General features: G+C 66.9%; 28 protein-coding genes. 11 read left to right on the forward strand and 17 right to left on the reverse strand.

Translation table 11 applies throughout. From position 1 onward, the window contains the following. Positions 1-139: 139 nt before the first annotated feature. Complete coding sequence (locus ACLARN_RS42445) at positions 140-370, reverse strand: AMED_5909 family protein (RefSeq protein ID WP_409497149.1); 231 nt, start codon at positions 368-370, stop codon at positions 140-142. A gap of 122 nt (positions 371-492) precedes the next feature. Here ACLARN_RS42445 and ACLARN_RS42450 point away from each other — a divergent pair, with 122 nt between their 5' ends. Together ACLARN_RS42450 and ACLARN_RS42455 are read left to right on the forward strand one after the other, a co-directional pair. After that, positions 493-1,236, forward strand: a complete 744-nt coding sequence (locus tag ACLARN_RS42450) for an XRE family transcriptional regulator (RefSeq protein WP_409497150.1) — start codon at positions 493-495, stop codon at positions 1,234-1,236. Between the two features lie 10 nt (positions 1,237-1,246). Further along, a complete protein-coding gene (locus ACLARN_RS42455) occupies positions 1,247-1,717 on the forward strand; it encodes an NUDIX hydrolase (protein ID WP_409497151.1) in 471 nt (156 codons plus the stop codon). Positions 1,718-1,725: 8 nt separating this feature from the next. Here the strand turns inward: ACLARN_RS42455 and ACLARN_RS42460 are convergent, their stop codons facing one another. From ACLARN_RS42460 to ACLARN_RS42475, 4 genes are all read right to left on the reverse strand, one after another. Then, entirely contained in the window at positions 1,726-2,481 is a 756-nt protein-coding gene (locus ACLARN_RS42460; RefSeq protein ID WP_409497152.1) for a hypothetical protein, read from the reverse strand. Further along, complete coding sequence (locus ACLARN_RS42465; RefSeq protein WP_409497153.1) at positions 2,478-3,089, reverse strand: hypothetical protein; 612 nt, start codon at positions 3,087-3,089, stop codon at positions 2,478-2,480. Before ACLARN_RS42465 ends, ACLARN_RS42460 begins: the two co-directional genes overlap by 4 nt. A 911-nt stretch (positions 3,090-4,000) precedes the next feature. Next, on the reverse strand, positions 4,001-4,372 hold the full coding sequence (locus ACLARN_RS42470; RefSeq protein WP_026467493.1) for a PH domain-containing protein: 372 nt from the start codon (positions 4,370-4,372) through the stop codon (positions 4,001-4,003). Positions 4,373-4,400: 28 nt separating this feature from the next. Further along, the gene (locus ACLARN_RS42475; protein ID WP_409497154.1) at positions 4,401-4,862 is read right to left on the reverse strand and encodes a hypothetical protein; all 462 of its coding nucleotides are present in this window, start codon (positions 4,860-4,862) and stop codon (positions 4,401-4,403) included. Positions 4,863-4,941: 79 nt separating this feature from the next. On the opposite strand from ACLARN_RS42475, the gene ACLARN_RS42480 reads away from it, so the two are divergent. Next, a complete protein-coding gene (locus tag ACLARN_RS42480) occupies positions 4,942-5,712 on the forward strand; it encodes an FHA domain-containing protein (RefSeq protein WP_409497155.1) in 771 nt (256 codons plus the stop codon). Between the two features lie 17 nt (positions 5,713-5,729). Here the strand turns inward: ACLARN_RS42480 and ACLARN_RS42485 are convergent, their stop codons facing one another. Then, positions 5,730-6,026: a hypothetical protein gene (locus tag ACLARN_RS42485; RefSeq protein WP_409497156.1), complete on the reverse strand. Its 297-nt coding sequence runs from the start codon at positions 6,024-6,026 to the stop codon at positions 5,730-5,732. A gap of 76 nt (positions 6,027-6,102) precedes the next feature. Next, positions 6,103-7,188, reverse strand: a complete 1,086-nt coding sequence (locus ACLARN_RS42490) for a winged helix DNA-binding domain-containing protein (protein WP_409497157.1) — start codon at positions 7,186-7,188, stop codon at positions 6,103-6,105. Between the two features lie 62 nt (positions 7,189-7,250). Between ACLARN_RS42490 and ACLARN_RS42495 the strand changes: the two genes are divergently transcribed. Beyond that, positions 7,251-8,204, forward strand: a complete 954-nt coding sequence (locus tag ACLARN_RS42495) for a helix-turn-helix transcriptional regulator (protein WP_409497158.1) — start codon at positions 7,251-7,253, stop codon at positions 8,202-8,204. On the opposite strand, the gene ACLARN_RS42500 is transcribed toward ACLARN_RS42495, so the two are convergent. Next, entirely contained in the window at positions 8,182-8,643 is a 462-nt protein-coding gene (locus ACLARN_RS42500; RefSeq protein ID WP_409497159.1) for a GNAT family N-acetyltransferase, read from the reverse strand. The two genes, ACLARN_RS42495 and ACLARN_RS42500, sit on opposite strands and share 23 nt — an antisense overlap. A 100-nt stretch (positions 8,644-8,743) precedes the next feature. Here ACLARN_RS42500 and ACLARN_RS42505 point away from each other — a divergent pair, with 100 nt between their 5' ends. Next, positions 8,744-9,655: an NADP-dependent oxidoreductase gene (locus ACLARN_RS42505; RefSeq protein WP_409497160.1), complete on the forward strand. Its 912-nt coding sequence runs from the start codon at positions 8,744-8,746 to the stop codon at positions 9,653-9,655. 106 nt (positions 9,656-9,761) lie between these two features. Then, entirely contained in the window at positions 9,762-10,658 is an 897-nt protein-coding gene (locus ACLARN_RS42510; protein WP_409497161.1) for a LysR family transcriptional regulator, read from the forward strand. 4 nt (positions 10,659-10,662) lie between these two features. Here ACLARN_RS42510 and ACLARN_RS42515 read toward each other — a convergent pair whose 3' ends face one another. From ACLARN_RS42515 to pstC, 7 genes are all read right to left on the reverse strand, one after another. Continuing rightward, positions 10,663-10,779: an SDR family oxidoreductase gene (locus ACLARN_RS42515; protein ID WP_409497162.1), complete on the reverse strand. Its 117-nt coding sequence runs from the start codon at positions 10,777-10,779 to the stop codon at positions 10,663-10,665. A 14-nt stretch (positions 10,780-10,793) separates the two neighbouring features. Further along, entirely contained in the window at positions 10,794-11,405 is a 612-nt protein-coding gene (locus ACLARN_RS42520) for an SDR family NAD(P)-dependent oxidoreductase (protein ID WP_409497163.1), read from the reverse strand. A gap of 8 nt (positions 11,406-11,413) precedes the next feature. After that, a complete protein-coding gene (locus tag ACLARN_RS42525; protein ID WP_409497164.1) occupies positions 11,414-12,181 on the reverse strand; it encodes an SDR family oxidoreductase in 768 nt (255 codons plus the stop codon). Positions 12,182-12,409: 228 nt separating this feature from the next. After that, on the reverse strand, positions 12,410-13,948 hold the full coding sequence (locus ACLARN_RS42530; protein WP_409497165.1) for a substrate-binding domain-containing protein: 1,539 nt from the start codon (positions 13,946-13,948) through the stop codon (positions 12,410-12,412). Then, a complete protein-coding gene (locus ACLARN_RS42535; protein WP_409497174.1) occupies positions 13,945-14,745 on the reverse strand; it encodes a phosphate ABC transporter ATP-binding protein in 801 nt (266 codons plus the stop codon). The genes ACLARN_RS42530 and ACLARN_RS42535 overlap by 4 nt, the downstream gene beginning before the upstream one ends. A gap of 41 nt (positions 14,746-14,786) precedes the next feature. Next, on the reverse strand, positions 14,787-15,923 hold the full coding sequence (gene pstA, locus ACLARN_RS42540; RefSeq protein ID WP_409497166.1) for a phosphate ABC transporter permease PstA: 1,137 nt from the start codon (positions 15,921-15,923) through the stop codon (positions 14,787-14,789). Continuing rightward, positions 15,920-16,909 carry a phosphate ABC transporter permease subunit PstC gene (pstC, locus tag ACLARN_RS42545; RefSeq protein WP_409497167.1) on the reverse strand — a complete coding sequence of 330 codons (990 nt, stop codon included), beginning with the start codon at positions 16,907-16,909 and terminating at the stop codon, positions 15,920-15,922. Before pstC ends, pstA begins: the two co-directional genes overlap by 4 nt. Before the next feature lie 231 nt (positions 16,910-17,140). Between pstC and ACLARN_RS42550 the strand changes: the two genes are divergently transcribed. The 3 genes from ACLARN_RS42550 to ACLARN_RS42560 all read left to right on the forward strand — a co-directional run bounded on the left by ACLARN_RS42550 (position 17,141) and on the right by ACLARN_RS42560 (position 22,565). Further along, on the forward strand, positions 17,141-19,528 hold the full coding sequence (locus ACLARN_RS42550; RefSeq protein ID WP_409497168.1) for a hypothetical protein: 2,388 nt from the start codon (positions 17,141-17,143) through the stop codon (positions 19,526-19,528). Beyond that, entirely contained in the window at positions 19,525-20,439 is a 915-nt protein-coding gene (locus ACLARN_RS42555) for a sortase (protein WP_409497169.1), read from the forward strand. Before ACLARN_RS42550 ends, ACLARN_RS42555 begins: the two co-directional genes overlap by 4 nt. Before the next feature lie 230 nt (positions 20,440-20,669). Beyond that, positions 20,670-22,565, forward strand: coding sequence for a S8 family peptidase (locus tag ACLARN_RS42560; protein WP_409497170.1), 1,896 nt, complete (start codon positions 20,670-20,672; stop codon positions 22,563-22,565). 70 nt (positions 22,566-22,635) lie between these two features. On the opposite strand, the gene ACLARN_RS42565 is transcribed toward ACLARN_RS42560, so the two are convergent. Both ACLARN_RS42565 and ACLARN_RS42570 read right to left on the reverse strand, forming a co-directional pair. Then, positions 22,636-23,736 carry a substrate-binding domain-containing protein gene (locus ACLARN_RS42565; protein WP_409497171.1) on the reverse strand — a complete coding sequence of 367 codons (1,101 nt, stop codon included), beginning with the start codon at positions 23,734-23,736 and terminating at the stop codon, positions 22,636-22,638. Between the two features lie 156 nt (positions 23,737-23,892). After that, a complete protein-coding gene (locus ACLARN_RS42570; protein ID WP_409497172.1) occupies positions 23,893-24,300 on the reverse strand; it encodes a DUF1508 domain-containing protein in 408 nt (135 codons plus the stop codon). A 221-nt stretch (positions 24,301-24,521) separates the two neighbouring features. Between ACLARN_RS42570 and ACLARN_RS42575 the strand changes: the two genes are divergently transcribed. Next, a complete protein-coding gene (locus tag ACLARN_RS42575; protein ID WP_409497173.1) occupies positions 24,522-25,262 on the forward strand; it encodes an SDR family oxidoreductase in 741 nt (246 codons plus the stop codon). A 275-nt stretch (positions 25,263-25,537) separates the two neighbouring features. Further along, entirely contained in the window at positions 25,538-26,518 is a 981-nt protein-coding gene (locus ACLARN_RS42580; RefSeq protein WP_409497175.1) for a DUF222 domain-containing protein, read from the forward strand. Positions 26,519-26,576: the final 58 nt, after the last annotated feature.

Below are 26,576 nucleotides of genomic sequence, written 5' to 3' on the forward strand. Positions count from 1 at the left end.
ACCAAGGAAGTGCCTTCCCGTGAGAGAACCCTGGACCTTCGCAAGCCCAAGTTTCCCTTACAGGACAGGCACTTCCTCCATTTCACGACCAGATCTACATCACACTGCGTGAAAGACGCAGGCTAAGAGACCTTTGGTCCTAACCATCCTTACCACTCGCGAGCCCTGCTACCTCCTCGGCCTTCCGCTCCTCGTAGCCCACCCAGTACTTGAGTTCGTGGTGGTGTCCGCGGTCCACATCGGACACCTCGCGATACATGCGCGCGTTCGCTCGGTGGAACCTCACCCATTCCGACCTGTCCGCCTCTGCTCGAGGGCGGCGGGCCGTCGCGACGGCATGCGCGTCACGCAGGGTCTGCGGCTCGTTCATCGATCACCTCCTGGTCGCCGCGATTCTCCTGTTGGGCGACGGGACGTGGTCACCTCCTGGCAGGACATCTCGGGACGTCCTTGGTACGTTTAAAGACGTCCCTACAAGTCCCTGGAGGGCGTATGCCGAACGAGCGCCTACGGGACTCTCTGCTGCGCAACGGGCTCACGTCTGGTCGGGTCGCAGACGTCATTGGGGTCGATCAGAAAACCGTCGAACGGTGGATCACCAAGGGGCGGACGCCATACCCGAAGCATCGGCACAAGATCGCCGCCATGGTGCGTGAGTCCGAGACCTACCTCTGGCCGGACTCGGTGGCCCCCGGACGCAAGGCCGAGACGGCCGCCGCCGAGGTCGTGCGCGTGTTCCCGCACCGCAACGCCATACCCGTCGAACTTTGGGACAGGCTGATCAAGGAAGCGTCGGACACCGTCGAGGTGCTGGTCCACGCCGCGCTGTTTCTGGTGGAGCGCCCGCGGTTCATCAAGGACCTGACAGCAAAAGCCCAGGCCGGGGCCAAGATTCGGCTGGTCTTCGGAGATCCCGAAGGGGAGAGTGTCGCTCTGCGCGGGGAGGAGGAGCAACTCGGCGACGGGACGCTTGCGGCACGCATTCGTAATGCGCTGGCGTCTTACCGGCCGCTGATCGGGGTAGACGGGGTGGAGATGCGCTTCCGTAACACCACGCTCTACAACTCGATCTTCCGCTTCGACGACGAAATGATCATCAACACGCACGTCTACGGCTTCCAGGGAGCACACGCCCCGTCCCTGCACCTCCGTCGGCTATCCGCCGGGGATCTCTTCGAGACCTACTCGGAGAGCTTCGAGGCCGTCTGGAACCTCGCCAAGCCCGCCACCTTCTAGGAGGCCACACATGGCACGCGTCGACTACCTCAACGACCCGAACGCCCCGAAGGCGAACAGCATCGCGGTCGCGGTGTCCGCGTTCATCCAGGACGATGAAGGCCGCATCCTCATGATCCGGCGGACGGACAACGACCTGTACTCGATCCCTGGTGGGCAGCTTGAGCTTGGGGAGACGCTGTCGCAGGCCGCCCTGCGGGAGGTCCGCGAGGAGACCGGGATTGAGTGCGAGGTGACCGGGGTGATCGGCCTGTACTCGAACCCGAACCACATCATCGCGTACGACGATGGCGAGGTGCGGCAAGAATTTTCTATCTGCTTCAGGGCTAAGGCTATTGGCGGCTCCCTGCGTGTAAGTAATGAAAGCAAGGAAGTGATCTGGGTTGCCAAAGAGGTTATGAGTGAACTGAACGTACACGCGTCGATACGACTCCGCTTGCAGCACGCCTTGTCGCGGAGTGTGAAGCCCTTCTTTAGCTAGCTGGCCAACTAGCTTCCCTGGTATAGGATATTGACGATGTCCTCGATTATGCCCGATGTCTTCTTTTCGCCAGGTCTATAACTAGTCGGGTGTCCACATTGGTTTCGTGTCGTCAATGCTGCATCCAGTGCCGACCACTGCCCTTTGTCGATAATGCCCAACTCGCGTGCGGCAAGAAGGGTCAACATATCTTTCACGGAGGAGAAGTCTTCGATTTTCGCCACACTGCGCACTCTGGTGTCGTGCTTTTGTATTGCAGCGTTTACCGCAGTCGCACCGTGGGCAAGGATCGAATCTTGGAGCGTTCTTACTGCGCCTGACCACAAGAATACGATCGCAGCTCGAAACGCACCAACGCTGAGGCAGATGAGCGCTTCCTCAATGTAGCTCTTTACGACGTCATCGTTCACCTTTTCGGCAATGCGTCGGAGTGTGCCTACGTCAATCTCGATTTCAGGCTCGTGATCTGGGAGGTTTAGCATGGATCTAACCAACGTTCGCCCGGCCTCCGTTAGGTGCCAAAGTTTGCGTCCTTTATTGTCGACTCCGTCCGTATCCACGTAATGTCCGGCTTTGTTTAAGATATCTGGTATGTTCATCTTCTTTGCGACTGAAATTCGAGCTTGCGCGAGCGCGGTCCGCATCTCCTCTGTTGTGATCGGTGAAGAATTTTTGTACCGCTCGTGATAGTACAGCGTGGCCAGGCATTTAGCCTGATAGCTACTTCTTGATATCGGATTCAGGAACTCAACTAGAGTAATCATTCATCAACTACCTCGGCGGAGCGCTTAGTCATCTCGCGTTCAACGAAGTTTATTCCATTTGTTGACAACTTGAGATTGGTTCGTTCTCCCGAGTGTATCCACCCTTTGCTGCCAGTCTTGGCGATCATGTTGATAAAGTCGGCGGGCAAGGACACGTTGAGGTTTCGAAAAGCCGTGTAAACCATATCTGCAGTAACGGGATCAATATGCGCCTTTTCAATAAACCAGTATATCGAAACAAGGCAGTACTCGTTTTGAGTCTTCGGTTGGCACTCCTGTGCAAATTCTTTCAATGAAGGAGCGTCATCGGGATGCAGATTTAAATCTTTATCAAGAGCTGGCACATACTTAGTCGATCGCTTCTTCGTCTGCCTGCCAAGCTGCGGTGCTCCATTGATGTCTTTAGGGACAGTTGTGACAGTTTCGTTACCGTCACCGTCGACGCCATGCTCCAGAATGGCTGATTCATCTTCGGTGTGATCGTTCTCGTACGCCCTGATGAGGGCCTCGACAATCTTAATCTGCACGGACTCATGTGGAAACGCATTTATCGTATCGGCTGCGACTTTCAGTGCTGACGCCAATTCTTGAAAATCGATTTCACTCATTCCTTCTCCTGATTCTCATGCAAACTAGTTGCCGAACTTGGCTCTATGGGATCAAGGCGCGCCGCCGTCGGCGGCGCGCTGGTCACCTTGCGTCCGCGTCTCGCTTCAGCGGGCGCACCTTGCCCGACACGGCGGGCTGCCGCTCCGCTCCGCCCACCGGCCGGGCGGTGCGCCCGCTGAAGCCGTGGGCAGGTGTCGCCGCCGCCAGCGGCGCGCAGGTATGCCAATGAGCACGTCGGCCTCCTCGCTGAGACATTCGTGCTCAGAGGTCGCAAACGGCCTAACGTCTGTTACGCGGAGCCACCGCCCCGATGCCAGATCGTCACGACGCGTCAAGGCGGAAAGCGTGCCTTGACCCGACGCAACGGCCGCGCGGATGGCTTCGTATCGGGGAGATGGGGGAGGAGCGGGCGAGTGCCAGGCCGTCTCCAAGCCGTCAGACGTCGGGTAGGGCGAGAACACGCGAGAAGTGTTCAGCCCTGTCCGCGCAGGTCAGCGGCCAAGAGCAGCGAACATGCCAAGGTCAGCGAAACCCAGGCATCAAAAGATCAACATGTAGGACTCTCGCGCCGGGACGGTGCTGCGGCAAGGGGCGAGCGGGGAGGATTTGGGACGTTGAACGTCCCAAATCCTCCCCGCTCGGCTGACCTGAGCTTGATCAACGGAGGATCGGGGACACTCAACGTCCCCGATCCTCCGTTGATCAAGGTCCGAGGATCGGAGTGGCCTCGTGACGATGTAGGAATTGGGACACTGGACGTCCCGATTCCTACATCGTCAACCCTCGGCTGGTCCGCCGTCCTTACCACTTACGAGCCGCAGCGCGTATCGCCGTCGCAATCCACGCAGAGGCCGTGAGCGACACGCGCCCACCCTCCCGCAAGTAGTCGACTACTTGCGGGAGGAGGGGGCTAAAGGGTGTGGGTGGCGATCAGTTGGCCGATCGCCCGGATGTCCGAGCCCCGGAACTCCAGGCGCACGTTCCCGAGTCCGCTGAACCACAGGTCCAGCTCGGCGTCCAGGTCGAACGTGCCCGCGGTTTCGATCGAGAAGGCCTGGATCCTGTTGTAGGGCAACGAAGTGAAGTCCTTCTTCTTCCCCGTCATGCCCTGGACGTTCACCGCGATCAGCCGCTTGTTCGTGAACACCACGAAGTCGCGCACCGCCTTGAACGACGAGATGATCTCTTCCCCGGGGATGATGATCGGCTGCACCGTCGGCGCGATGTCCTTCGGTTTGCACGGCGTGAGCTTGAAGACGGTGTCCTTGGAGAAGTCAATCATGCTTTCCACAGTACGGATTTCCGCCGGATCAGGCGTCGGGCGTGAACTTCACGACCGCCTTGCCGTCCTTGACCGCGGTCACCGTGTAGGCGATCCCGTTCGTTCCTCCGGCGCTGCCGCTGATGGTCGTTCGTGTACCGCTGGGGAGGGCGGCCGAGAGGGTGACACTGTCGGCCGACACGGAATCGACCGCGATATAGGTGACGCGCAGGCGGGCTTCGAAGGCGATTTTGTCCTTCGGCTTCAGGATGACCTCGCAGTCGCCGTCCCGGCACGACTTGAGGTCGGTGCCGTTGGCGGCGACCAGCGGGCCGTCCGGGTGGGCGATGCCCGACGACGACGGCGGAACACTCGAAGACGACGGCGAGGGTGACGGTGAAGACGAAGACGCGGGAGCAGGTGAAGAAGCAGGCGGCGGCGTCTCGGATCCGCAGCCGGTCAGGGCCGCGGCGGACACGAGCAGGAAGCCGACCACACGCAGAGTAGACATATGCTGAACCTAAAGCGAACCACCGGGACCCCTCCCCGGCGACGCCTCGCATACTGCCCGGGATCAGGAGGAGGTACGAATGAAGCGGCTCACCACGGCGCACGAAAGCCTGGCGCTCGGCGTGCCCCGGTCGGCTCCCGGCGCGGTCTTCGCCCTCACGCTCGCGGGCGGTGTATCGGTCGACCCCGGTGAGGGCGGCGAGGTCTCCTTCGGGCGCAATCGGCCGCAGGTCGACGTCTGTGTGGGGGAGAACGACCTCCAGGTCAGCCGCAAGCACGGCCTCCTGAATTTCAGCAGCGGGCACTGGTGGGTCAGCAACACCGGCCAGCTGCCCATCCGCCTGCCGAACTCCCGTTGGCTGTCCCAGGGCGAGGAGCCGATCCCTCTCTCGGACGGCTACACGCCGCTGTTCGTCCGCGGCTCGGGCAGGCGTGAGCATCTGCTCGAGCTGTACGTCGCCGGTCCCGACGGCGGGCAGCCCGCCACCCGGCACGGTGACGTCACCGTGCCGCCCCGCCGCTGGCGCCTCAGCGCGGACGAACGCCTGGTCCTGGTCGTCTTCGGCCAGCGCTATCTGCTGCACGACCTCAATCCGCAGCCGCTGTCCCGCCAGCAGACGGCCGAGGTGCTCGCCGAACTCCGCCCCGACGAGACGTGGACCAGCCGCCGTGTCGAGCACGTCGTCATCGATGTCCGGGCGCGGTTGTCCGCGGGCGGCGTCTACGGCCTCCGGCGCGAAGAAGTGGGCGAACCGGTGGGCAACGCGTTGAACGACAACCTGTTGCGGGAGCTGGTGCTCTCCACCACGCTCGTCCCGCCGGATCTCGCGCTGCTCGACGCGCTCGACTGATCGTCCACTGAGGACGGTCAGTTGACGCCTTCCATCGCCGCCTTCGCGACGTCGCTGCCCTCGTCGGCTTTGCTGGCCACTTTCACCAGTGCGGCCGTCGCCTGATCCCGGCTTTCTTCGGCCTTGACGCGTCCCGCAGAGGCCGCGTTCACGCCGAAGAAGGCGCCCACCACCGTGCCGATCACCGTTCCCGCCGCGGTGATCACCGCCGTGACGTCGGACGTGTTCGGGTATCGCATGACGGCCGCCACCGTGATGACCGCGAGCGCGCTCAGCCCCGCCAGCACCGTCATGAACCCATAGTTCTTGGACATGGCCCGCTCCCTTCAGGCTCTCTGAGGCCATGCTTCGCCCGAACGCCGCCGTTCGTTACGGCAAAAGGCCGGACTGTTACCCGCCGATGCCGAAATGTACGTCGTGGTTTTCGTCCGGCACTACGAATTCCATTAGCCGTGCGCCTTCTTCGGCGATCGAATCCTGATCTCGCAAAGGCTTTCGCGATTCGATCGTCAGCGTCGCCCCTTTGATCGCCCAAATGGCCAGGAATTCGCCATCGACGAGCAGGGTGCCCCGGCGGCCGCCGGTACCCGGTGGCAGCGGCACGCGGCGGCCGTCCGGGATCACCCGGGTGCGATCGGCGTGGGAAAGCAGGACGTTGTCGTATTCGGGCAGGAACCGGGGCGGAGCGGGGGTTTCCGGATCGGGGCGTGGTGCGTCCGGGAGGTCGAACAGTTCCTTTCCCTCGGCATCGGTGAAAGTGCGCAGCCGTGGCCGGAGCCGTTCGAAGACCTCCTTGAGTTTGGTCAGCCCCGACCAGACCTGCGCGTCCCGGACGGTCGCTGGGCCGAACGCCGTGAGGTAGCGCAGCACCAGATCGTCGAGGGTGATGCCGTCCGTGATCGGTTCGCCGACCCAGTCGTCGAGCAGGGAGAACGCGACCGGGCCGTGCTGTCCCCACAGGCCGCGCGGTGTCACGTGTGCGAGCGGGAGGAGGCTGTTGACCGCGTAGGCGAGGACGGTGGGATCGGCGCCGGGCCACCGATCCGACAGCGCGATCCGGATCTCGGCGCGGGTGCGGGGCCGCTCGGCGAGCAGACGCCGCCCCGCTTCGGCGATCGCGGTGAGGTCGAGCCCGGCGACCTCCCGCGAATAGTGGCCGAGGAACCCGCGCTCGACCACCGGTTTGACGGTGGGCCACAGGGCGAGGCCGTCTTCGGCCGTCACCAGGTGCACGGTTCCCCGCATCAACGTCGACCGGACGACCTCGCGGGTGGCCAGCGGTTTCGCCAGGTCGTCCACCTGGAAGTCCCGCAACCGGGACCACAGTCCGACGTAGGACGAGTCGGGCGCCTGCGCCTGGAGGCCGGCCAGGTGCCCGATCGCGGCGACGGCGGGCAGGTCGGAGTGCTCCAGGAGGAGTTGCCGGGCCAGTGTCGCGCGGTTGAGCGCACGCGGGCTCAGCTTGATCTCGGTCATGAGAGCTAAGCTAGAAGCCATTGCGGAAAGGTTCGTTCCGCGATCTCGGGCAAGGTGAACTCATGGCGGAAACTTCGGCAAGGCTCCTGCGGCTCTTGTCCTTGTTGCAGGCGAGACGGAACTGGCCGGGACCGGAACTGGCTGGCCGGCTCGGCGTCACGACCAGGACCATCCGGAACGACGTCGAGCGGCTGCGAGGCCTGGGTTATCCGGTCGACGCCACTCCCGGCGTTTCCGGTGGCTACAGCCTGGGCGCGGGCGCGGCGATGCCGCCGTTGCTGCTCGACGACGAGGAGGCCGTCGCGGTGGCGATGGGCCTGCGGACGGCCGCGGGCGGGACCATCGCGGGGATCGAGGAGACGTCAGTGCGCGCGCTGGCGAAACTGGAGCAAGTGCTGCCCTCGCGGCTGCGGCGCCGCGTCGAGGCACTGAATTCCGCGACGCTCGCGGTGCAGGGTGGCGGCCCCACGGTCGACGCCGAGGTGCTCACGGTCATCGCCAACGCCTGCCGAGACCGCGAGACCTTGCGGTTCGACTACCTGGGGCACAACGGATCCGAGACGCGGCGGCAGGTCGAACCGCATCGCGTCGTGCACATGAACCGCCGGTGGTACCTCGTCGGCTGGGACGTCGACAGGCAGGACTGGCGCACCTTCCGCGCGGACCGGATGCGGCCGCGTACTCCCAACGGGCGACGGTTCGAGCAGCGTGAACCACCCGAAGGCGGCGTTGTCGCGTACCTCCAGCGTGGGGTCGGCGCGGCGCTGTGGCGGCACCACGCGACGATCCGGCTGCACGCGCCCGCCGCCGAAGCCGCCGCCAAGGTGCCGCCCGCCGTCGTGGTCGAAGCCGTCGACGAGGAGACCTGCCTGCTCAAGGCGGGTGCGGACACGCTGGAGTACCTGGCGCTCTACCTCGGCCTGCTCGACGCCGACTTCGAGATCGTCGACTCCCCGGAATTCGCCGGGCACCTGCGCAAACTGATCGGCCGGTTCAGTCGCGCGGTGGACGCTTGACGTCGAAGACCAGTTCCGGGCGCTCCCAGGTGATCTTCGGCGGCTGAGGCGGCACGACGCCGACGCGGCGGGCGCCCATCCGCTCGTAGAAACCGGTGGCGGGCGGGTGGGAAACGACGCGGATCTCGGTCATGCCGAGGTCCGAGGCCTGCCCGAGCATGTGTTCGACCAGCCACGCCCCGATGCCGGTGCCCTGTGCGGAATCGGCGACGAACAGCAGGTCCAGTTCGGCCGGGTACTCGATGAGGCTGTAGAAGCCGACCACCTCGCGTTGCGCGTGGGCGACGAACGCGGGATGGGTGGCGAGATAGTCCTCGGTGACCTGGTAACCCTCGAGAATCCGCGCGTACTCGCCAAGGTATGCGTCGGATTCGTGCATCAGCGTGGTCAACCGGCCGGCGTCGGAAGCGTTTGCCCTGGAGATGCGGTAGCTCGTCACATCGGCAGCTTAGAACGTCACACCGACAACTCTTGACCTCCAGTTAACCGGAGGTATCACGCTGGGTCCCGACAGCTGGGGAACGAACTGGAGGAACAAGATGAAAGCGGCCGCGTTCACGGAAGCCGGTGGCCCGGAGGTACTCCGGGTACTGGAGCTGGAAGAGCCGCACGCCGGGGCGGGGGAGGTCCGGGTGCGGGTGAAGGCGGCGGGAGTGCAGCCGTACGACGCGGCCGTGCGGGCGGGCTGGGAACCCGCCGGGTTCGAGCTGCGTTGGCCGCGTGTCCCGGGGAACGAGTTCGCCGGGGTCGTCGACGAGGCCGGTTCCGGGGTTACCGGCCTCGTCGCGGGGACCGAGGTCCTCGGCTTCACCGCCGTGCAGGCTTACGCCGAGTACGTCGTGGTGCCCGCGGAGAACGTCACCCCGAAGCCGCCGGAGATGCCGTGGGAGGTCGCCGGCGGTTTCACGGCGGGGACGCAGACCGCGTACCTGGCGTTGGACGCCTTGCGGGTCGCCCGTGGCGAGACGCTGCTGATCCACGGGGCGGCGGGCGCGGTGGGCACGGCCGCCGTCCAGCTCGCCGTGCTGCGCGGCGCGCGGGTGATCGGGACGGCGAGTGAGGCGAACCAGGACTACGTCCGTTCGCTCGGCGCCGAACCGCTGGTCTACGGCGAAGGCCTCGCCGACCGGGTGCGGGCACTCGCGCCGTCCGGGATCGACGCGGCGCTGGACGGGGCGGGCGGGGTCGCGTTCGACCTCTCGCTGGAGCTGGTCGGGAATCCGGACCGCGTGCTCACCCTGGTCGACCACGCTCGCGCACCCGAGGCCGGGGCGCGCATGGTCACCGGGACGAGGTCGGCCGAGCGACTGGGGATGCTGGCGTCGTTGTACGCCAAGGGGGAGCTGCGGTTCCTGGTGCGTCGCACGTACCCGTTCAGCGAGGCCGCCGAGGCGCATCGGGAGATCGAGACAGGGCACGGCCGGGGGAAGGTCGTGCTGACGTTCCCGTAGGGGCGGGACCGGGGAAGGGCAGGGGCGCGGCGGCGCGGGAGGAAGCCGCCGCGCCTTCTGTCTACGATGACAACGATGGCACCCGGGAATGCGGAGAGGTGAACCGATGAGTCTTCGCCAGTACGAGTACGCCCTGGCCGTCGCCGAAGAGGGTTCGGTGACGGCGGCCGCCGAGCGGCTGCACGTCGCCCAGCCGTCGGTGTCCCAGCAGATCCGCGGTCTGGAGCGGGAACTCGGCGTGAAGCTGTTCGCCCGCACGCCGACCGGGCTGGTGCCCACCGTGGTCGGCCGCGCGTTCCTGCGTGAGGCCGAGGTCGCGGTGAGGGCGTCGCGGCGGGCGCGGGCGACGGCCCGTGCCGGTGCCGAAGACCTGGTGGGCGAGCTGGTGGTCTCGGTGCAGATGGGCTTCGGCACCCGGCAGCTGCCGGGTGCGCTGAGTGCGCTGAGGCGCCGCTTCCCGAAGCTGGAGGTCACCCTCTTCGAGGAGCCGAGTGCCGCCGAAATGGAGCGGCTCTCGCGCAAGGGCGTCCTGGACCTCGCCCTGATGGCGGCGTGCGAGCAGAGCCCCGAAGACGCCCACCACCTCGGCCACGAGGAGTTCGTCGTGGTGCTGGGCGCCGGGCACCGGCTGCTCGCGGCGGACCGGGTCGAGCTGCGCGATCTGGCGGGCGAGCCGTGGGTGCGGTTCGACCGTGACAGCGCGCTCGACAGCGTGTTGCTGTCCGTCCTGCGGGACGACGAGCAGGCTCCCACCACGGCCGCCCGCGTGTCCCAGACGGCGACGGCCGCGCGCTGGGCCGCCCACGGGCTGGGAGTGGCCCTCGTCCCGGCCTCCGCCGTTCCCCACGGCCAGGAGCACCTCGCGCGTCCGGTGTCCCCGGCCGTGTCCCAACCCGTCATCGCCGTGCTCCGGCCAGCCGCGGGCCCGGCGGAGACCGCTCTGCTCGAACTCCTGGGTCAGGAGACCTGGCACGAAACCGTTTCCCTCTCAAGGGTTTCCTGATCGTTCAGAGTTGAGTGGCGCCTCCGTCCACGACGAGCTCGACGCCGGTGCTGAAGGTGGCGTCGAAGGCGAGGAACGCGGCCGCCCTGGCGATCTCACCGGGCGTGCCGAACCGCCCCATGGGATTGTCCGCGATCAGGCCCGCCTTGACTGCTCGAACTCCGCTTCGGTCATCCCCTCCAGCACGATTCCCGTGTCGATGGGACCGGGGCTGACCGCGTTGACCCGGATCCCGCGCGGCAGCAGCTCGGTGGCGAGGGTGCGGGCCATCGACCGCAGCGCCGCCTTGCCCGCCGCGTAGACACTGGTCCCCGGCATACCGATGGTGTTCGCGACCGACGTCGTGAGGACGACACCGGCGCCCGCGCTCAGCAGTGGGGCGAGCTTCTGCACGGTGAAGTAGGCACCCTTGACGTTGACCGCGAACAGCTCGTCGTACAGCTCCTCGGTCATCGACTCGAAAGGCAGCGCGCGGGCGATCCCCGCGTTGACGAACAGGGCTTCGACCGTACCGAGTTCGCCTTTCACCCGGTCGGCCAGTGCGTCCAGGTCGGAAAGCGACGCCACATCGCCTCGGACCGCTATCGCGTTCTCGCCGAGCCTCTCGCGAGCCTTGTCGAGCGTCGCCTGGGAACGCCCGGTGATCGCCACCCGCGCGCCGCGGTCGATCAGCAGTTCCGCCATGGCGAAACCCATTCCGCTGCCGCCGCCGGTGATCACCGCGTTCTTTCCGCTGTATTCACTCATGTTTCGCCTCAGCCCCGGGGGAATTCGCCGCCGTCGACGACGAGCGTGCTCGCGGTCAGCCAGCCCGCCCGCTCGGATACGAGGAACGACACCGTGTCGGCGATGTCGCCGGGCAGGCCGTCGCGCCCCAGCGGCACGGCGGGGATGTCGCTCTGATCCGGCGTGCCGGCCATGCTCGCCCACTGCTCCCGCGTCGCTTCGCCACCGGGAGTGGCCGTCCGGCCGGGGGACACGGTGTTGACCCGGATCCCGAACGGGGCCAGCTCCAGAGCCAGCCCCCGGCTGTAGTTCTCCAGTGCCGCCTTCGCCGCGGTGTAGTGCAGGAACGGTCCGACCGGGGTGAGGACCGCCGCCGAGGAGATGTGCACGATCGCCCCCGACCGCCGTTCCCGCATCTCCGGTGCCAGCAACGAATCCAGCCGAACCGACGCCAGGTAGTTCAAATCCAGCGCGTCCTGCCACTCCTCGTCGGGGATGGCCGAGCTGCCCTGGTGCGGTCGTGCCCCACCCGCGTTGTGGACGAGGATGTCCACCCCGCCGAGCGTCTCCCGCGCGGCCCCGGCAAGTGCCTCCGCTCCGGCCTTCGTCCGCACGTCGGCCGCCACGAAGGAGGCTCCCTCCGGCACCGTGTCCGTCGCCGACCTGGCGGTCGTGAGCACCTCGGCGCCCGCGTCGAGGAGCTGGCGCACGATGGCCGCCCCGATGCCGCGGGAGCCACCCGTGACCAAGGCCCGCTTTCCCGCGAGTTCCCGTGTTCCGTTTTCGGGCGTGGTCATGTCATTGTTCCTTTCGATCCCGGAATTGTTCGCTCGATGGGGAAAGCGTATGTCCGGGAAAGAAAGAAAGGCAAAGACGAAATGTCAGTGGCCGCCATAGGGGATTCCTATGGCGGTGGCCGCCGTCCAGGGTGTCGCGAAAGCCACTTTCGGGACGTCTGATGTCCCGAAAGTGGCTTTCGCGACACGGCTCCACGGGGCAGTCGCGAGGCTAACCGTCTTTACCACTCACGACCCGCGCACCTTCCGGATCACTCCGCGCACCACCAAAGGCGCCACGATCGCGACGAACAGCACCAGCGCCGCCCAGCCTCCGAAACCGCCGAAGCCGCCTTCGTCGTAGGCCGCCGGAGAGGCCTCTCGCCAGTTCTTCGAGCCGCCGCCCGCGGACTCCTCGTCCGGGCTGGCCGCCGTCGTCGCGGTTTTGTCGCCGCTGGCCGGGCCCGCGCTCTGGGCGGCCGAAGGGCCCGCGGTCGCGCCGGCGCCTGTCTTGGGTTTGCCGTCCGGGTTGATGATCCCGGCGGTCACCAGCGGGTCGGGCGGGCTGGCGGCACCGGCCCCGAGGCTCCCGTGGAAGGTCGGGTTGCCGCAGTTGCCAGGGTTCAGCTGTTTAGCCGGTTTCCCACTGAGCCGCGCGTTGGAGTTCATGATCTCCTGCGACAGGTTCGGCGGCAGCGGCGAGTAGCCGATCCGGGCCATGTTGACCTGGCCGTCGCAGGCGACGTGCTCGAGGAACGCGGTGATCGTGTCGGTCTTGCCCTGGTCGCCGTAGCCGCCGCGGCAGGTGTCACGGCCGCTGGTGCAGGGCATCATGACGTACGAGTAGGCCGAGATCGGGTACGACTTCGGGTCGGTGTTCGAGTAGACCTTGTCCAGTTTCTGGCTGAGGTCCGGGCGGAGTTCGGCGTGTTTCAGCGCGGCCGCGATGTTCTCCGCGTAGGGCTGCGTGTACTGACTCGCGCCGTTTTGTACCCACGCTGTCGGCACCTTGTACAGCTGCGCGTAGGCGAACTCGTCGTAGGCGATGGAGAACGGGATACTGCCGGACCCCACGGACTTCGCGATCTGGTCCGAGTCCGCGAGCAGCCGGTACCACTCGGCGTCCGGTCCCTGCCCGGGAAGCTGGATGGGGCGCACGCCCGCGGGCAGGTTCCCCATTCCGTTGCCGACGTTGCGGGCGACGAACCGCTTGTAGGCGTCGGGGGCCGCGTGCGCGATGAAGTCGTAGAACAGCGCCGTCGTCCCGGACTGCCCGGTCCGGCCGACCAGCGTGATGGGCTGATCCGGCAGCGGCTTCCCGCCGTTGGTCGCGGTGATGGCCTGATCGTTCCAGCGGGTGATGTCCCGGCTGAAGATGCGGCCGATCACCTCGCGGGTGAGGTGCAGGTAGTCGACCCGCTTCCCGCCCTGGTCCTTGACGTTGTACATGACGGCGACCGCGCCGGCGACGTCCGGGACGTACTGGTAGCCCCGGGTCTGCGCGGACAGGCCGCCACCGCCCGCGGCGATGAGGGAGGACACCTCGGCCTCGGTCCCGCCGAAGTCCACCGTCCGGTCGCCGTACTGGTTGACACCGGCGGGCGAGTTGGTGGCGGAGTAGTTGACCGGGATTCCGCGTGACGTCGCGCCGTTCTGCCAGTCGTTCATGGCCGGGCCGACGTAGCTCGACCCGGAGCCGGTGATCCTCGTGAGCGCCGCCGCCCCGGGAGTGATGACCAGCGACAGCAACACCGTGACCCCGCCCAGCGCGGCCAGCCTGCGGATCATCCGAATCGCCCGTTCACGTAGTCGAAGGTGCGCTCGTCCGACGGCGCGTTGAAGATGGTGTCCGTCGGGCCGTGCTCGATAACCCGGCCGGGTTCGTTCTCGGCCGCGAGGAAGAACGCGCAGTGGTCCGAAACCCGTTGGGCCTGCTGCATGTTGTGCGTGACGATGACGACCGTCACCTCGTGCCCGATCTCGGCGATGGTCTGCTCGATCCGCCGGGTCGACGTCGGGTCGAGCGCGGAGCACGGCTCGTCCATCAGCAGCACGTTCGGCTGCACGGCCAGCGATCGCGCGATGCAGAGCCGCTGCTGCTGTCCGCCGGACAGCGCGCCGCCGGGCGAGCTCAGCCGGTCGCGGACCTCACGCCAGAGCCCGGCCCGTTCCAGACTCTGTTCGACGAGCGCGTCCTTGTCCCTGCATTTGACGCCGGCGAGTTTCAACCCGGCCAGCACGTTGTCGCGAATGGACATCGCGGGGAACGGGTTCGGCTTCTGGAACACCATGCCGATCCGCAGCCGGACCTGCTGCGGCCGCGTCCCATCGGCGTAGATGTCCTTGCTGTCCAACAGAACCTCGCCCGTCAGCGACGCCGACGGGACCAGTTCGTGCATGCGGTTGAGGATGCGCAGGAAGGTCGACTTGCCGCAGCCGGACGGGCCGATGAGCGCGGTCACCTCTTTCGCGGGCATCCGCAGTGACACCCCTTCGAGGACCAGCCGGTCACCGAACCAGGCGCCGATTTCACGCGACTCGAGTTCCGCCGCGCCGGGCGGCGGTCCGCCGGTCAGCTCGACCAGCGGGCGCGCCGGACTGTCCACGTAGGACACTTCAGTGTCGGTCACCGGTTCTCCTGTGTCTTGACGGTGGTTCTCTTCGCCTTGCGCTTGGACCGGTCGCGGCCCACCACGCGGGCGATCGCGAACAGGCCGAAGATGAGCAGGATCAGCACGAGCGCGCCGACGTAACCGCGCTGCTGGACGTTCTCCAGCGGTTGCTTGATGAACCGGTAGATGAACAGCGGGATGCTCTCCTGCGGATCGGAGAACGGGTTGGCGTTCATCCCGAGCGTGCCGAACGAGGTGAACAGCAGTGGAGCGGTCTCACCCGCCACTCGTGCGATGCCGAGGATCACGGCGGTCGTCACCCCGGTCCGCGCGGTAGGCAGCACCACGGACCAGACCGTGCGGGCACGGCTCGCGCCGAGTGCCAACGACGCCTCGCGCAGGCCGTCCGGTACGAGGCGGAGCACCACGTCCACGGTCCGCGTCACGGTCGGCAGCATGACCATCGTCAGCGCCAAGGTGGCCATCATGCCGTTGTAGCTGAACAAACCCACCCCAGCCTGGATGCCGGGGATGATCAGCGCCGCGTAGACGAACAGACCGGCCACAATGGACGGAAGTCCGCTCATCGCGTCGACCATGATCCGCACCGGACGGCGGAACCGGGACCGTGTCTCGTTCAGGAAGACGGCGGTGAGCACGCCCAGCGGGACGACGAGGACCAGTGTCAGCGCGGTCTGTTGCAGGGTTCCGACGACCGCGTGCAACCCACCGGTGTCGGTGACCGGATCGGTCGGTGCGACCGCGGACATGTCGTGGGTGAAGAAACTCAAGCGCAGATACGGCGCGCCTTCGACGACGATGTAGATCAGCAGCGACAGCAGCGGCGCGAGCAGGACGAGCGCCCCGGTGACGACGACGGTGGACACGAGCCGGTCCGACGCGGCGAGCCTGCCCAGCCGGTCGCGGGTCACCAGGTAAAGCATCGTCAGGTAGAGCAGGTAAGCGACGATCAGGTCGGCCAGCCAGCCGGGGGAGTCCATCAGCAGATGCATGACGAACCAGGTGAGCAGCGTGGCCGACACCGCGCAGCCGAGCGCCGCGAGCCGGTCCTGCCTGGTGGTTTCCGACGGACGACGTTTGACGAGCTTGCGCGGCGCCGGGGTGACCGGGGGAGTCATGGTCGCCCTCACGCGTCCACCCCCACACCGGAGCGGCTCTTGGAGATGATCACCGAAGCGGTGAAGTTCGTCGCCAGGGTGAAGATGAACAGGACCAGGCCCGCGGCCATGAGCCCGGACAGCGCGAGGCCGGACGCGCCGGAGTTGTTGGCGATGAACCCGGAGATCGTCGCACCGCCGAACTGGAGGACGTGCTTCGTGATCTCCGGAACCTGGGGCAGCAGCAGGGAAACGGCGATCGTCTCGCCGAGCGCGCGACCGAGCCCGAGCATCGAACCGCCGATGATGCCGCCACGGCCGAAGGGCAGCATGACGGTTTTCACCATGCCCCAGCGGGTGCTGCCCAGTGCGAGCGCCGCCTCCTTCTCGCCGGGCGGTGTCTGCGCGAACACCTCGCGGATCACCGAGGTGGTGATCGGGAGGACCATCAGCGACACCACCAGGCCCGCGATGAACATCGACTGGATGTACAGCGCGTTCTCCTTGGACGAGAACGGCGGGAACCAGGCGAGGTTTTCGGTGAGCCACAGCGAAACCGGCACGATCTGCGGGCCGAGGAAGGCGAAGCCCCACAGGCCGTACAGCAGACTCGGGATCGCGGCGAGCAGGTCGACCAATCCGGTCAGGAACCCGCGGATCTTCCCACTGGAGTACTCGGTGATGAACAATGCGGCCAGGATGCTCAGCGGTACCGCGATCAGGACCGCGATCAGCGCGACCACGATGGTCCCGTAGAGCAGGCCGAGCACGCCGAGGACACCCGAGGCCGGATCGAACCGGATCGTGGTGAAGAACCCGAAACCACTGGCGTCGAAGGCGGACCCGGACCGGTAGACGAGGAAGAAGCCGATGACCACGAGGATCGCCAGCATGGTCAGCCCGGCGCCGGTGGTGACCCGGCGGAACATCCGGTCCGCCCGGGAGAGGACTTCGGTGATCGCGCGCCGCACCGGTGCTCCGGGTGGGGACGGATCGGGCCGGGGTGGCGCGATGGTCACGAGCGGCCTTCCTTCGTGTTGGCAAGTAAAGGAGTTCAGGGCACACCACGTCGCCCCTCGATGCGGCCAGTATGTGGTGCCCGCGCCCGGGAAAGGTGTCCACGCGGAGAACGCCCGACGGGGCGTTTGTGAATCAGTGCGGCAGACGGTCCGAGCCGGTTGACCCCAAACGGGTGACTCGGGGACGTTGGGTCCGGTGCGGCGCCGGGAGGGCACCGCACCGTCCGCCGCGTGCCCGTGAAATCTGGGGAGTCGTCCGTGTTCCTGGTCCGAGCAAGACGAGTCGGGGTCGTGCTGATCTGCGGGATACTGGCGGTCGCGGGAGTGTCCGTTCCCGCCGCGCAGGCGCAGCCGCCCGCCGACCCGCCGTACCGACTCAAAACCGAACCCGCCGATCTCTCGGCGGTCCAGAACGGCGACCCGGTGCGGATCACCCTTTCCGGTTTGCCCAAGGGCGCGAGGGCGAAACTCGTCATCTGCCCGAAGGACGTGCCGGACAACCTGATGAAGAGGGTGTTCGTACCGCCATGGCCCCGGGATCACACTCTGCTCACCAGGGTGGTGGCCTACTGCCAAGACGAATTCGGCGACGAATTCGCCGGTAAGAACGCGGGCATGCAGCAGATGGAAAGGGTGCGGAGCAGCACGACCGGCGACATCGTTTTCGACACCACGATCCCGCGCGGTACCTTGCGGCCGCATCCCGTGGCCTGGGATCCGCTCTACACCACGTACGAAAAAGCGGTGAATCCCGGGGACAAATTCCCCAAGGTCCCGTGGGCGGACAATCCCGTGGTCGTCGATCCGGCGACCGGCGCGAAGACCAGGAGGCAGTTCTCCTTCACGTGTGACGAGAACAATCCCTGCAGCGTCACGGTCCAGATCACCGCGCAGGACGCCACGGGCAAGTCGGTGACCTGGGTCGACGACTCGATCAAGTTCACCCCGTACCTGCCGGGGATCGGGGTCAAGGGCTGCAAGGGGATCGGCAGGCATACGCTCAACGCCAGCATGCCGGAGCGGCTCGGGCGGGCCGCGGTCGCCTGGAACCAGGCGTTGTGCGCTCCCACCCAGGCCGACCAGCCCGCCAATATCGTGAGTGAGACCGAAGACACCGGGCTGACCGCGTTCGACAAGGGTGCTTCCGATCTCATGATCACCGGAAGCGGGAACGCGCTGGCCGCGCAGACCGTCCGGTCAAGGGAGTACGTCCCCGTCGGGGTCAACGCGGCGGTGATCGCCGCGGTCGGATGGTCCCCGACCGATGTCAACGACGAAGGGAACCCTCTCGGTTCGAAGCTCACCAGCACGACGTCGTTCACCTACGAAGAACTGGCGAACATGTTCACGAAGGGCGGGCAGAACCCCGACACCGCCGGCCGGGGCGGTATCTTCAAGAACGGTTCCCCGCTGGTCGGCCGCAACGCCGTGCTCTCGGCCATCAAGGACGGCCAGCCCGCCGGGGTGGTCGCGGCGAACCGCCGGTCCGGTTACAACGGAAGCGCCGACTTCTTCGGGGTGACCGGCGAGTCGGGGCCGGGCACGATCCCGTTCGCCTTGAGCAAGGTCCTCGCCGGGACCGCGCCGCGGGCCTGGGTCTTCCCGAAGATGGGCTCCGACTACTTCGGTGAGCTGGACGGGAAGACCCCCGGTGTGATCGCCGATCTGAGCGCGCTCGACCCCGGCAAGTCGCAGGTGCACAACGTCGATGCGAAGACGGGGCAACTGTCGGTGCGCAAGACCGTGGACAACGCCGTCGCCGGACGGGGCAGCGATTGCGACGGCGGCTGCGTGAACTGGGTGATCACGGATCTCGCGACGGCGACGATCAACCGCTGGACGCCGGTGGCGCTTCCGGACGGCAAGGGGAACTTCGTCGCACCGACCGAGCAGAGCCTCCAGCTGGCGGCTGACTCGATGAAGCTCGGCCCCGACGGCACGGCCGAGGTCGGCACCGTGGCCAAGGACGGCGCGTACCCGCTCACCTTCGTCGAGTACATGGCCGTACCGGTCAATCCGTTGATCGACGCGACCTGCAAGCCGATGAAGGAGAAGCAGGACCAGCTGAAGTCGTTCGCCAACCTCGCCGCCGGTTACGGACAGGCACTTCTTCCTCCCGGTCTGGTCCGGTTGAACCCAGGTCTGGCCGCCACCGCCGCCGAACGCGTCGCCAAGATCGGCACCGGAACCGTCGAAAAGGCCTGCCAGGAAAAGGAAGAGGCGAAGAACCCGCCGCCACCGGGAGCCTCCGGCGCGACGCCGGCTTCCAACTCCTTCCCGAACAACGCCTCCGGTGGCCCCGGTTCGGCCGCCGGGACACCGCCCGCCGCCGCCACCGGACCCGCTCCCGCGGTCGCGCCGACGCCGGAAAGCGTGGCGGCTGCGAAGAACCTCGCCGAATCGATCGACATCCCCAAATTCGCGGGCGCGGGGGCGCTGGGTGCTCTCATTCCCTTGGTAGCGCTGGTGATCCTGGCGACGCTCCCGTCCGCGACGGCGTATCTCGCGGCGGGCAGGCCGGTTCCGACCTGGCTGACCAGGGCGATGGCCGAGATCGGCGCGGCGTTCGCGATGCTGTTCGCTCTCTTGCGGCGTAAGTCTTCGGGTGGCGTCGCGTGAGCACTCCTGTGGAAGACCGGCAGTCCGCGCCGGAAGACGTCGAAGAGAAGCAGTTCCTGCGGTTCGGCCCCGGCTGGATCGGCGCGGTCATCTTCGCCTGGCTGGTCACCACCCTGGTGGCACTGGCGCTGGTCGTCTACGCGCTGGGGCCGATGTTGCAGTCGGGTGATCAGCGAAAGGCGCTGACCGGGATCCGGGGCGAGATGGACGTGGCGCTGGGTGCCAGCCAGAGCCTGTTCGGGGCCACGCCGCCCGCCAAACCGGTCGAGTTCGGCAAGCCGGTCGCCGTCTTGGAGATCCCCGTCCTGAAGGTGCAGCAGGTCGTCATCGAGGGCGCGTCGAGCGGCGAGACCGCTTCCGGGCCCGGCCACGTGCCGGGGACGGCCGGGCTGGGACAGCCGGGCAACGCCGTGATCGCCGGTCGCAACGCCGGTTTCGGCGGCCCGTTCGGTTCGCTCGACATCCTGGAGAAGGGGGACGAGATCGTCGTCGCCACGACGCAGGGCAAGTCCGTCTACCGGGTGACCGAGAAGGCCACCCGGCCCCTCGACGAGGGGGCTGACTACGGCAAGACCGAAAACGACCGGCTGACGCTGGTGACGTCGGCGTCGTGGTGGCCACTGGCTTCGGAAGAGGCGACCGTGGTGACCGCCGTCCTGGAGGGCAGGCCGTTCAAGCCGACCCTGCAGAACGGCAGGGCGGACGCGCAGGACGGCCGGACCGGTGACGGCGACGCGTGGGCCGGGCTGGTGCTGGCCTTCGGCGGATTCGTGGCGGCGGCGGCCGGGGCGACTTTCCTTTATCGCCGCTGGCGTCCCGTTTCGACCTACGTCATCACCGGGCCGGTCCTGCTCACTCTCGGCGCGCTCGCGGCCTTGGCGCTTTGGCGGCTATTCCCGGCTTGGGCGTAATCCAGGATTTCGGTCTTTTCGGACCGAACTCGCTCTCAGGATGTGGATCTTCGCCCGTTCCCGACTTTGGTCGGTGGACTCGTCACCGATAGCTCTTTAGATTCTCCCCATTACACCCGGTCAGGGGTAATCCATTCGGGCAACCGAAGGAATTCTTCTGACGGAGTGTCATGCCGCCAGTGCGCTTTTAGCCGGAGCGCGACTGGATTGCTGAACACAGGGAGAGTTCGATGAGCAGATTCAGCCGAGTGGTCACATGCTCGGTTCCGGTCGCGGTCGGCGCGTTGCTGCTGTCGACCGCGGTTTCCGGTGCCCAGCCGTCGGAGGAGGCCCGGACCCAGGCCGGGATCACCGCACTGCAAAGCATCAAGCAGAGCCTCACCCCGGCTGAGCGGAAGCAGTCGAGCCAGCTCGTCATCGAGAAGCGCCTCCGCGCCGACAGGGGCCTGGCCGGCAAGCTTCCCGAGTACAAGACCGGGCTGGGCGTGAGCAACGCCGGTACCGTCGCGGTGGACATCAAGGGCGTCGGCCAGTCGCTCGTGGACGCCGTCAAGGCGGCCGGTGGCACCGTGCGCTACGCCTCGCCCGCCGGCGCGGTCCGCGCCGACCTCCCGCTGAAAGCCGTCGACGCGATCGCTGGTCGCGGCGACGTCGCCGAGGTCAAGGCCGCTTCCCAGGCGATGACCTGGAACGAGTCCGCGCCGCAGGACCGCCGTCAGACCACCGCCGCCAACGCGGCCGCCGCGCTCCAGGTCGCCGAGGGCGACAAGGCGCACGGCAACGACACCGCCCGCACGAAGTACGGCGTCAACGGCGCGGGCCAGAAGGTCTGCGTGCTCTCGGACGGCATCAAGTCGCTCCAGGCGTCGCAGACCGCCGGTGAGCTCCCGGCCGTCGACGTCCTCCCCGGCCAGGCAGGCAGCGGTGACGAGGGCACCGCGATGCTGGAGATCATCCACGACATGGCGCCCGGCGCCGCGCTCGGTTTCGCGACCGCGTTCACCAGCGAGCAGAGCTTCGCCGACAACATCCGCGCGCTGCGCACCACCGGCAAGTGCACGATCATCGTCGACGACGTCTCCTACTTCGACGAGTCGCCGTTCGAGGACGGCCCGGTCGCGAAGGCCGTCAACGACGTGACCGCCGCGGGCGCGCTCTACTTCTCCTCCGCGGGGAACTCGGGCAACCTCACCGACGGCACCAGCGGCTACTACGAAGGCGACTTCCGCGGCTCCAGCACCAAGATCTCCGGGATCACCGGCACGCCGCACGACTTCGACCCGAGCGGCACGACCCAGCTGTACAACGCGCTTTCGCCCGGTTCGCTCGGCCGTTACGTCACCCTGTTCTGGTCCGACCCGTGGGGCAAGGCCACCAGCGACTACGACCTGTTCGTCCTGAACTCGGCCGGTTCGGTCGTCGCCTCCAGCGAGGGCTCGCAGAACGGCACGCAGAACCCGTACGAGATCGCCCAGGTCCCGGCCACCGGCTCGGGCTTCAAGGTCGCCGTGGTCAAGTACAGCGGTGCCGACCGGTTCATCGCGCTCAACGTGATCCGCGGCCGCTTCGTCGACTCCGGCTCGCTGAAAGCCTTCAGTACCAACGGTGTCACGTCCGGCCACTCGGCAGCTGTCAACGCCTTCAGTGTCGCGGCCGCCCCGGCCGCCGGTGCCTTCAGCCGTGCGCTCGAGACCGGTGACCCGGCGAACCCGACCGGCCCGTTCCCCGGCCTGTTCACCGGCGCCAGCAAGTGGGAGCGGTTCACTTCGGACGGTCTGCGGCACCAGTTCTACAACCCGGACGGTTCGGCGATCACCCCCGGCAACGTGTCCTCGACCGGTGGTGCGACGCGGAACAAGCCGGACATCACCGCGGCCGACGGCGTCGCGACCTCGGTGAGCGGCTTCCAGCCGTTCTTCGGGACCTCCGCCGCCGCGCCGAGTGCCGCCGCCATCGCGGCGTTGCTGTTGCAGGGCAAGCCGACCGCCACCCCGGCGCAGATCCGGACGGCGCTGACGTCGTCCGCGATCGACCTCGGCGCCCCGGGCTTCGACCCGGTGACCGGCGCCGGCGTGATCATGACCGGTCCGGCGCTCGACGCGCTGGATGTCGCCCCGAAGAAGTAACACGACAGCGAGAAGAACGGCCCGGTGCGCGCGAGCACACCGGGCCGTTCTCGTTGCTAGTTCAGCAGAGTCAGGACTTGACGCAGGACAGGCCGTTCGGGCCCGAGACGGTCAGGAAGCCGAACTGCTTGATCTTGGCGGCGTACGCGCCACCGCACAGGCGGCTGGCGGTCGAGGCCGAGTCACCGTTGTCGAAACCGACGGCGCGCTTGGCCTGGTCGTAGCTCGGGGTGCGGCTGTCGACCACGTTGAAGACGCTGCGCGAGCCCAGGAACGCGGTGGTGAACGCCGGGGTGTAGCTACCGGCGGAACCGGCGACCGGGGAGCCGTTGAAGCCGGCACCGGTCAGCGGGTTGACGGTGAAGCCCGCACGCTTGTCCGGGGTCACCGCGTTGCCCTGCGCGATCCACTGCGCGATGGAGAACGGCGCGATCGCCCGGGAGCGGTCGGCGGCGGCGATGGAGTTGCCGTCGTGCTCCTGGAAACGCTTGATGGTGACCGGCTTGGTGGTCGGGTCGAAGCCGAGGACGGTGCCGGTGAAGAAGCTCAGCGTGCCGGAACCGGTCTGCGGCAGGTAGACGACGATGGCGGCGTTGGCGCCACCGACCTGGTTCCAGTTGGTGATGGTTCCGGAGTAGATGCCGCGCAGCTGCGCCAGCGTCAGGGACAGGCCGGCGCCCGAACCGGTGGCCGAGGAGGCCCAGGTGACACCGTCGGTGGCGAAGGCGAAGAACTCGAAGGTCGACGGGTCGGACGAGCTACGGGCCGAGGACGACCGCGCGATGTCGATCTTGCCGTCGAGCGCCTCGGCCGAAGCCTTCAGCGCCGCCTTGCCCTGCGAGGAGCCGTTCGGGGCCGGGTTGCTCGTGCTGTAGACGACCTGGTCGGCGAACGGGTCGGCCGGGACGGTGAACGTCTGGGTGCCGGTGAGCAGCGGCGGCACGTTGACGTAGTTGTCGGGGTCGGTGTTCCAGGCCGCCTTGGACGCCGCGGTGTTGGCGTCGGCGAGGATCGCGCCGGTGATGTCAGTGGTGGTGTCCGAGCCGGCCGCGGCGATGACCTCTTCGAGGCCGTTGGCCGGGGCGACCGCCGAGGCGGTGCCGGTCAGGGTGAGGCAGGCACACGCGGCGATCGCGGTGGCGCCGAGAAACCGAGTGGTACGAGCACGCATCTTGTTTGCACTCTTTCTCTAGTCCCCAAGTCGTCACGGGATTCCGTGACTTGCCGTAATCCTCGCTCTGTAACACTGTCCTGCGCCGGTGCTTCGCGTTCCCGCCCGACGTCTTGGTGGTTAATCTCCGGGGAACGCACTTTCCGTGATCGGTCGTCACGGAAAACGATTCGGTGAATTATCGGCGGAATTGCGGCGGTATTTCCGGCGCCAATCGGCTATGGTCTCGATCCCTTCACCGATCGTCGCCTCGGTGGTGGCGGACCGGAACCGGTCGAGCCCGCGCTGCGCCTCGATACGCCGCCCGTACGCGTGGCTGGCGATCGCCACGATCCGGTCGTCCGTATGCAGGCGCCAGCGCCAGCGGCCGCCGCTGAGATGACTGAAATCGCTGGTCAGCTCGGCGATGTGGGTGCTGAGCCAGGTGATCGCGACAAGGCATTCCTCGGCCCGTGGATAGTCGGCGGGGGCCGAACCCAGCGACACGTTGTTGCCGCCGAGCAGACGCCATCGGATGGTCTCTTCGCCGGTCTGGACCAGCTGGAATCGTGGATTCTTCTTCATTGCGCACCGCTCCGGCGACGCTGTGAACGGTGTGAATTCCCCCTGGGCACATCTGTGGAATCGCCTCGATGTGGTGAAGGGGTTACCGGTTTTCGTGAAGGCGCGACGGCCGCCGGGTGAACGTTTCCCTTCGGCGGGTGCCCGCTAGTCTGAACGGACGCGGGTAATCGGAAAACAATCACCGAGCCGGATCGGTCCGGCACGGTCTGCGAGGAGGATCGATGGGCAACGGCAAGACCGCGGTCGTCACCGGGGCGGGCTCCGGGCTTGGCCGGGAGATCTCCCGCGCGTTACTCGGCGCGGGCTACCGGGTCGCACTCGCGGGCCGCCGCGCGGACGCGCTGGCCGAGACCGCGGGCGGGGACGCGAAAGCGCTTCCCGTGCCCACCGATGTCGCCGATCCCGATTCCGTCGCCGCGCTGTTCGAGGCGGTGCGCGCGAAGTGGGGGCGGCTGGATCTGCTGGTGAACAACGCGGGCGTGTCGGTGGGCGGGACGGTCGACGAACTGTCCTTCGCGGACTGGAAACGCGTCGTCGACACCAACCTGACCGGAATGTTCCTGTGCGCGCAGCAGGCCGTGCGGCTGATGAAGGAGCAGGACCCGCGCGGTGGCCGGATCGTCAACAACGGTTCGATCTCCGCGTACGCCCCGCGTCCCGCGAGCATCGCCTACACCGCGACGAAACACGCGGTCACCGGGCTGACGAAGTCGATCTCCCTCGACGGCCGGGCCTGGAATGTCGCTTGTGGACAGATCGACATCGGCAACGCCGCCACCGAGATGACGCTGCGGATGGCCGACGGCGTCCCGCAGGCCGACGGGAGCGTCAAGGCCGAACCGACCTTCGACGCACGGCATGTCGCGGACGCCGTGCTGTACATGGCAGGGCTGCCGCTGGACGCGAACGTCCAGTTCCTGACCGTCACGGCGACCACGATGCCGTACATCGGGCGGGGTTAGCCCGTCGAACTGGTGCTTCGTAGCTGCCCGGCGATGGGAACCCGGGCTCGTCTCGGTGCCCTCGTGCTGGATGGCGGGTGAGTGACGGGGGAGGATTTGGGACACTGAACCTCAAGTCGCCGAAAAACGGCAACGTCCTACCGTGGCCGCGTGATCCAAAACTGTCGGTGGCCGGTTGTAGGTTCCTTTGTGTGGACATTCACAAAGCCGCGTCTGTGGCACTACTCCAAAACACAGCCGATCCGAGAGTCTTGGAGGAAGTCAATGCGTCGTTGATGTTGTTGGATGACGGGGATTCTGTTGCTGTGGCGGTTGCGGCGTCGGAGGGGATCGCGCGTCTGGAAGCGGTCCGGTTCCGCGCCTTGGCGCAGCTGTCGCGTCATCGCGAGGGCGCGCGAAGTGTCACACAGGAGGTCGCTTTCGCGTTGTCTCTTGTGGACAGTCATGCGGGTGAGATGGTCGCTGCCGCCGACGCGTTGACCACCCGCCTGCCCCGCACCCTGAACCTGATGGACCAAGGGAAGGTGAGTGGTTTCGGGGCGATGAAAGTCGCCGCCGCGACCGCGTGGCTGTCGGACAAGGATGCCCTGGCCGCGGATGCTCTGCTGGAGGATCGCCTGCCGGGGAAGAATTCCGAGCAGATCCGGAAAGCGGCGAGTTATGTGGCGACGACGGTTGACCGGGAAGGCGCGGACAAGCGTGCCGAGCACCACCGTGACGGCCGTCGGTTGGCGGTGCGGCAGGGTGAGACAGGGGTGGCGTCGATTGAGGTCGAGGACGGCCCCGTCGAGAAGGTGACCGCCGCCTACAGCCGGATTGACCGTCAAGCACGGGCCCTCAAAACCGGGGCCGAAACCCGGACCCTGGACCAGTTGCGTGCCGATGTCGCCCTCGATCTCCTGCTCGGCGGCCAGGGCGGGGTGAGCGAACGCACGGAGGTGTTCCTGTATATGGATTTGTTCACTTATCTCGGGTTGAATGATGATCCGGCGGAGCTGGCCGGGCACGGTCACCTTCCGGCGTCGCTGGCCCGGCATATCGCGACCGGGCCGAACACGGTGTTGCGCCGGATCGTCACTGATCCGTTGTCCGGGCAGGTGCTGGACTTGGGCCGGGACCGGTACCGGCCCACCGCGGGACTTGGCGAGTTTGTCCGGGTGCGGGATCGTGAGTGCCGAAGACCCGGTGTGCGCCACGAGGCGCTGTCAATCAATGTGGAGGTGAAAGACCTGCACCATTGTTATGTCGCATCATAGCGGTGATAGCTGAGGGCAGCGGAACCAGGAGACGCTGGGGAAGCGGGAGCAGCCCTGA

Source organism: Amycolatopsis sp. cmx-11-12 (assembly GCF_046269425.1).
GTDB lineage: Bacteria > Actinomycetota > Actinomycetes > Mycobacteriales > Pseudonocardiaceae > Amycolatopsis.